We start from the raw sequence: 4,885 nt of genomic DNA on the forward strand, positions 1-4,885 counted from the left end.
CCACCATGTTGGGCACATAGGTCACGACATCCAGGGTGCGGGTGATTTGCCGACGATCCAGCTCTTGGCGGTCAAAGGCGCTGACCGCGAGAGGCACGTCCTGCAATTTCTGGGCGCGGCGTTGGGCGGTGACGACCACTTCGCCCAGCGTGGCGCTGTCAGTGGCGCCGCTGCTGCCGAGGGGCGCGGCGCGCGCCGGGGCGGCGGTCTGTGCCATGGCCGGTGTGACGGCGGCAAGAAGAACGATAGCCGAAGTGGAAGACGCCAGATTAAGTCTGTTCATGATAGCCCCCTCTGATTGTCGTTGTTGGTAGGTCTTGGCTTATTTCAGTTCACAGTGCGCGCCGGCGTAGCGGTCCCTATCCAGCGAGATTTCGGTGGTGACCTCCGGGATCGACTTCTCGCCCTTGGCCGCGGCTTCTGCGGCCTGACCTTCTTGCTGGACGATGCGCAGGACCCGGTCGATGAATTCCTGGGTCCATAGCGCGCGCTCGGCGTAGTCCTCACGGGAGGGCGCGAAGCCCTCGATCTCGCCCCGCGAGACCATGCCCTTGGCGGCCAGCAGCCGCTCGAGCGTGTCGATCCGCTGTCGCGCTACCGCCAGTTCCTGGGCCACCGCCATGGTGATGGCCAGAATTCGCTCGGACTCCGGGTTCAAGAAATAGGGGCGCTTGCCGGCCGGCTTGTCCGACGCGTGCCGCAGGGCCTCGGCGATGCTCATGCCGCTTCCTTCCGGGCCCCCGTGAAGACCATGCCGATCTTGCGGCCCCTGCCCGCGCCCGGCGGGGATGGGAAGGCCGTGTAGACGAGCCGGTCGCGTGGAAAGCCTGCGGCGACGAAGTGCTCATCCAGGTCCAGGCCGTGCAACGTCGTCCAGTAGGGCTCGTTGTTGTAGAAGGCGTCCCAGTCGCGCATGGCTTGCTCGAAGACGGGCATGCCCTTGTACGCGGGCTGTTCCATGTTGAGCAGGAGCCCGCCCGGCGCCAGCAGCCTGTGGGCCTCGCGGAGGATGGCGTCCATGGACGCCAGCGACAGCTCGTGAAGGAACATGGTCGACATCACGAAGTCGAAGCTGCCGTCGTCGAAGCGGGAAAGGTCGGTGGCGTCGGCCTGGACGAAGCGGACGTTGTCGACGCCCAGCGCGGCCGCGCGGGCGGCGGCGTATCGCAGCACGGGGGTCCCCACGTCGATGCCGATCACCTCGGCGTCCGGAAACGCGCGGGCCACCGGTAGCAGGTTATGGCCCGTCGTCGTCCCCAGGTCGAGAATCCGGCTCGGCTTGAAGTCGGGGAAGGCCTCCTTCACCCAGCTCGCCAGCTGTGTGCCAATGCCGTCATTATAGGCGCCGCCGCGGCCCCCTACGGTCACGTGGAGTCCGCAGTCGTAGTTGGCCGATCCGGAGACGTCGCCAGGGAAGAGCTCAGTGTGGTAGCTGCCCGGCATGCAGTGGTGATCCACCGCCGAGACATAGCGGGGGATCGGCAGCGCGGGATCGAGCGAGAGCTGGCCCTCGCGGACCAGCGCCTCCGCCTTCGCGGCGAGCGTCTCCGCCTGCCGGATGGCGGCCCAGCGCCCGGCCTGCTGGCGCTGCTCCATCGTCATCCGCTTGAGCGCCGACCAAGTCTGGAACACGGGGTCCGTCAGCAGCTCTTTGCGCGCCTCGTGGCGGTCCTGGGGCGTGGCCCCATGCTTGGCTTCGAAACGCGGCTCGATGCGGTTGTCCCAGGTGGATTCCACCAGCGGGATGACCTTGGTCTGCAGATGCCGGTTCATCTGCGCCAGGAAGTTGAACCGTTCGATCTCGTCGTGGCTCAGCTCGGGATAGACCTCGTGGCGGGCGCCAACACGGTGGTCAGGCGGGCCATCGTAGGCCTCCGCCTGCGTCTGCGCGATGGACCGTGCGCCGTCCGATCCGTCCATGACCTTCTCCATGAGAGGGCGTCGGGCGATTTAGCCCTTATCTATAACAAATGTACGCCTCGCGCCGGTTCATGGCAATTGTGCATAAGTCTTATTTATATAATGAATGCCGACGGCCGGCCGCACTCCCTGCCGGGGGCCGGCCCGGCGCCCCTACGGGGCTTGGAACTCGCCGGCGCCGCGCGACCGCGGCACCCTGCCGAGGACGCCAGTGGAGCTGGTGGAGCGGCACTTCGAGCACACCCAGGTCATCTTGCCGCTCGGGGGCCGGCTGTTCGTGGCGGTCCTGGCGCCGCCGAACCGGCGCCCACTTCGGCGGAAAGCGCTCTAGGCGCCCGTCGACGGCGCGTTCGCTTCAAACCAATCCGCGATCTGGCGTCCGGTCATGAAAACCGCCTGCGGATGGCTTGCCAGGCGGTCGAGCATCTTCTCCAGGTAGGCGAAGCGGTGAGGCGCCCCGATCAGGTGCGGGTGAAGACCCATCGTCAGTACACGAGGCTGGCGCGCCAGCTCGGGCTCGAGCACCTGCAGGGTGTCCTCCAGCCTGCGCCAGATCTCCGGCGAGGCGTGCCGCTCGACGGCGTAGATCACGCTGTCGTTGATCTCCAGCGAGTAGGGCATGGCTATGAGCGGGCCATGAGCCGTCTGCATCCAGGTGGGCAGATCGTCGACCACCCAATCGCATAGGTAGCGGACACCGCGAGCCTTCAGCAGGTCGGGCGTCGCCTCGCTCTCCTTCAGCCCGGGGCCGAGCCAACCCTGGACGGGCGCGCCCGTGAACCGCTTGAGCCGTTCCAGGCACTCGTCGAGCACCGCCTCCTCCGAGGCCTCAGCCTGCAGCGACTTCTGGTGCAATCCGTGGCCGATCACCTCCCAGCCGGCCTCGAGGATCGCCTCGCCGAGGCGCGGATAGGCCTCGATCACGCCGGCGTTGAGCGCGCAGCTCGCCGGTAGGGCGCGGCGGCTCAGGGCCTCGAAAAGCCGGGGCATTCCGCAGCGCATGCCGTACTCGGCCCAGCTGAAATTGGGCACATCGGGGAGCTGCTCAACACCGTGCGGCGCGGGCAGGAGCTTGCGCGGCATGGGCTGATCAAAGCGCCAGTTCTCCACGTTGACCACGACGTGGACCATCAGCGGCTTGCCGCCCGGCGGCGGCAGCAGTGGGCGGTCCGAGGACAGCTGGAAGGGGATCCGGGGATTGGCCATGGCTCAGGCCAGGGACTTTGTTGCGCCGCCGTCGGCGGTGAGAGACGTGCCGGTCACCATGTCCGCAAGATCCGAGGCGAGGATCGCCACGAGCCGCCCCATCGTGTCCGGCTCGCCGATGCGTCCCATGGGCATCCGCGCCAGTTGCTCGGCCTCGACCTCCTCGGCTGGCCGGTTGGCCTGGCGCGAGAGGTTCTGGATGAGCCGCGCCCAACGGCCGGTGCGCGTGGGCCCGGGATTGAGGGCGTTGATGGTTATGCCGTCCACGGCGACGGCGTCGGCCAAGCCCTTGATCACGGCCAGGCAGGCCGCGTTGGCGGCCGAGCCCGGCAGCATGGCGGCGGCGGGCTGACGGCCGTTGTTGCCGACTACGACCACGACGCGACCGCCGCCGCCCTCACGCATGGCCGGGACCGCGGCCCTGAGCATGCGCACCATGCCCATGAACTTCAGGTCGAATGCGTCGGCCCAGACCTGGTCGTCCAGTTCGAGGAAGGAACCGCCCTGCGCCGCGCCGGCGCTGACGACCAGGACATCGAGCCCACCCAGACGCGCGACGGTCTCGGCCACGATCCGCGCTGCGTCTCCCGGCTTCGTGAGGTCACCCGCTATGACGGCCGCCTCGCCGCCGGTATTGCGGATTTCTAAGGCGATCGCCTCGAGGGCTTCCGGCGAGCGGGAAGCGACCGCCAGACGGGCGCCTTCCGCGGCGAGCGCCCGGGCGGCAGCCGCCCCGATACCTTGGCTCGCGCCGATCACCAGGGCGCGTTTGCCCGTCAGGCCGAGGTCCATGCGTCCCTCCCTGGCGTGAGGGGAGGGTTCACAGCGCGTTCCCCACCCGGTGGCCCTCGGCGGTGGCGTTGAGCGGCAGGCGCGGCGCGAAGCAATCGCCGATCTGATGCACCTCAAGACCCGCGGCCCGCAGCGGCGCGGCCATGGCGTCGTCGGCCGCGCGTGAGGTGGCGTAGGTGAAGAGGGCCACATCGCGCACCACTTGCTGGGCGCCCGTGAAGATGTGCCGCAGTGTCACCTCGCCCTCCTCGAACCGAGAGTCGGCGGTCGGGTCGGAAAGCGTGATCACCTCGACCCCCTTTCGGTAGAGCCGCCGGTAGATGCCCTGGCGGTTCACCAGCGGTTCGACGGCGCCCAGGCGCTCACGCGGTGTCGCCAGCAGCACCTTCTCGAAACGCTCCAGCAGGAACTCGGCGGCGGCATAGGTGAAGGCCGACTGGTCGTGGTCGTAGATCAGGGCGGTCCCGGGCTGACGTCCGTGCAGGTCGGCCAGCATGGCGACGGCCTGGCGGATGTCAGGAAAGACGCCTTCGCCCCGGTACTCGGCCGGCAGGAACTCCGGCCAGGCGGGCGTGGAACCCGTCGCCAGCACGACGGCGTCGGGCTTCAAGGCCAGCACGTCGTCGATGGTCGCCAGCTTACCCAGACGCATATCGACGCCGAAGCGGTTAGCGCTCAGGCGCTGAAAATCGTAGATGCTCGAGAGGTTCTCGCCACCCGGCAACAGCGCGTGGAGGCGGGCCTTGCCGCCTGCCTCGGCGCCCGAGCCGAACACCGTTACCTTGTGCCCCCGTGCGGCGGCGACCCATGCGGCCTCCATGCCGGCGATACCTGAGCCGACGACGACGATCCGGCGGCCGGCGGTCTTTGTCGGCCACCAGTCCGCCTCGTCGGGCGTGCCGACGCGGGGGTTATTGTCGCACTGGATAGCGCCATGAGTGGAGATCACGTGCCAGCAGGTGTTGCA

The 4,885-nt window shown here is 68.4% G+C and carries 5 protein-coding genes and 1 pseudogene; all 6 read right to left on the reverse strand.

From position 1 onward, the window contains the following. Positions 1 to 283: pseudogene (locus ACLL81_RS12790) on the reverse strand (TonB-dependent receptor); the annotation flags it as partial. 39 nt (positions 284 to 322) lie between these two features. Next, on the reverse strand, positions 323 to 721 hold the full coding sequence (locus tag ACLL81_RS12795; RefSeq protein WP_411288733.1) for a hypothetical protein: 399 nt from the start codon (positions 719 to 721) through the stop codon (positions 323 to 325). After that, complete coding sequence (locus ACLL81_RS12800) at positions 718 to 1,920, reverse strand: class I SAM-dependent methyltransferase (protein WP_411288734.1); 1,203 nt, start codon at positions 1,918 to 1,920, stop codon at positions 718 to 720. Before ACLL81_RS12800 ends, ACLL81_RS12795 begins: the two co-directional genes overlap by 4 nt. Positions 1,921 to 2,247: 327 nt before the next feature. Continuing rightward, complete coding sequence (locus ACLL81_RS12805) at positions 2,248 to 3,126, reverse strand: polysaccharide deacetylase family protein (RefSeq protein WP_411288735.1); 879 nt, start codon at positions 3,124 to 3,126, stop codon at positions 2,248 to 2,250. A gap of 3 nt (positions 3,127 to 3,129) precedes the next feature. Next, positions 3,130 to 3,918 (reverse strand): SDR family oxidoreductase, encoded by a 789-nt coding sequence (locus ACLL81_RS12810; RefSeq protein ID WP_411288736.1) that lies wholly within the window; start codon positions 3,916 to 3,918, stop codon positions 3,130 to 3,132. 28 nt (positions 3,919 to 3,946) lie between these two features. After that, positions 3,947 to 4,885 (reverse strand): FAD-dependent oxidoreductase (locus tag ACLL81_RS12815; RefSeq protein ID WP_411288737.1); only part of this gene is annotated, 939 nt, incomplete at its 5' end.

This window comes from Phenylobacterium sp. (assembly GCF_046590535.1).
GTDB lineage: Bacteria > Pseudomonadota > Alphaproteobacteria > Caulobacterales > Caulobacteraceae > Phenylobacterium.

What these genes read in the sequence shown, in the direction of transcription:
- ACLL81_RS12795 (WP_411288733.1), bottom strand. Translation starts at nt 721, where the DNA reads ATGAGCATCGCCGAGGCCCTGCGGCACGCGTCGGACAAGCCGGCCGGC.
- ACLL81_RS12810 (WP_411288736.1), bottom strand. Translation starts at nt 3,918, where the DNA reads ATGGACCTCGGCCTGACGGGCAAACGCGCCCTGGTGATCGGCGCGAGC.
- ACLL81_RS12800 (WP_411288734.1), bottom strand. Translation starts at nt 1,920, where the DNA reads ATGGACGGATCGGACGGCGCACGGTCCATCGCGCAGACGCAGGCGGAG.
- ACLL81_RS12805 (WP_411288735.1), bottom strand. Translation starts at nt 3,126, where the DNA reads ATGGCCAATCCCCGGATCCCCTTCCAGCTGTCCTCGGACCGCCCACTG.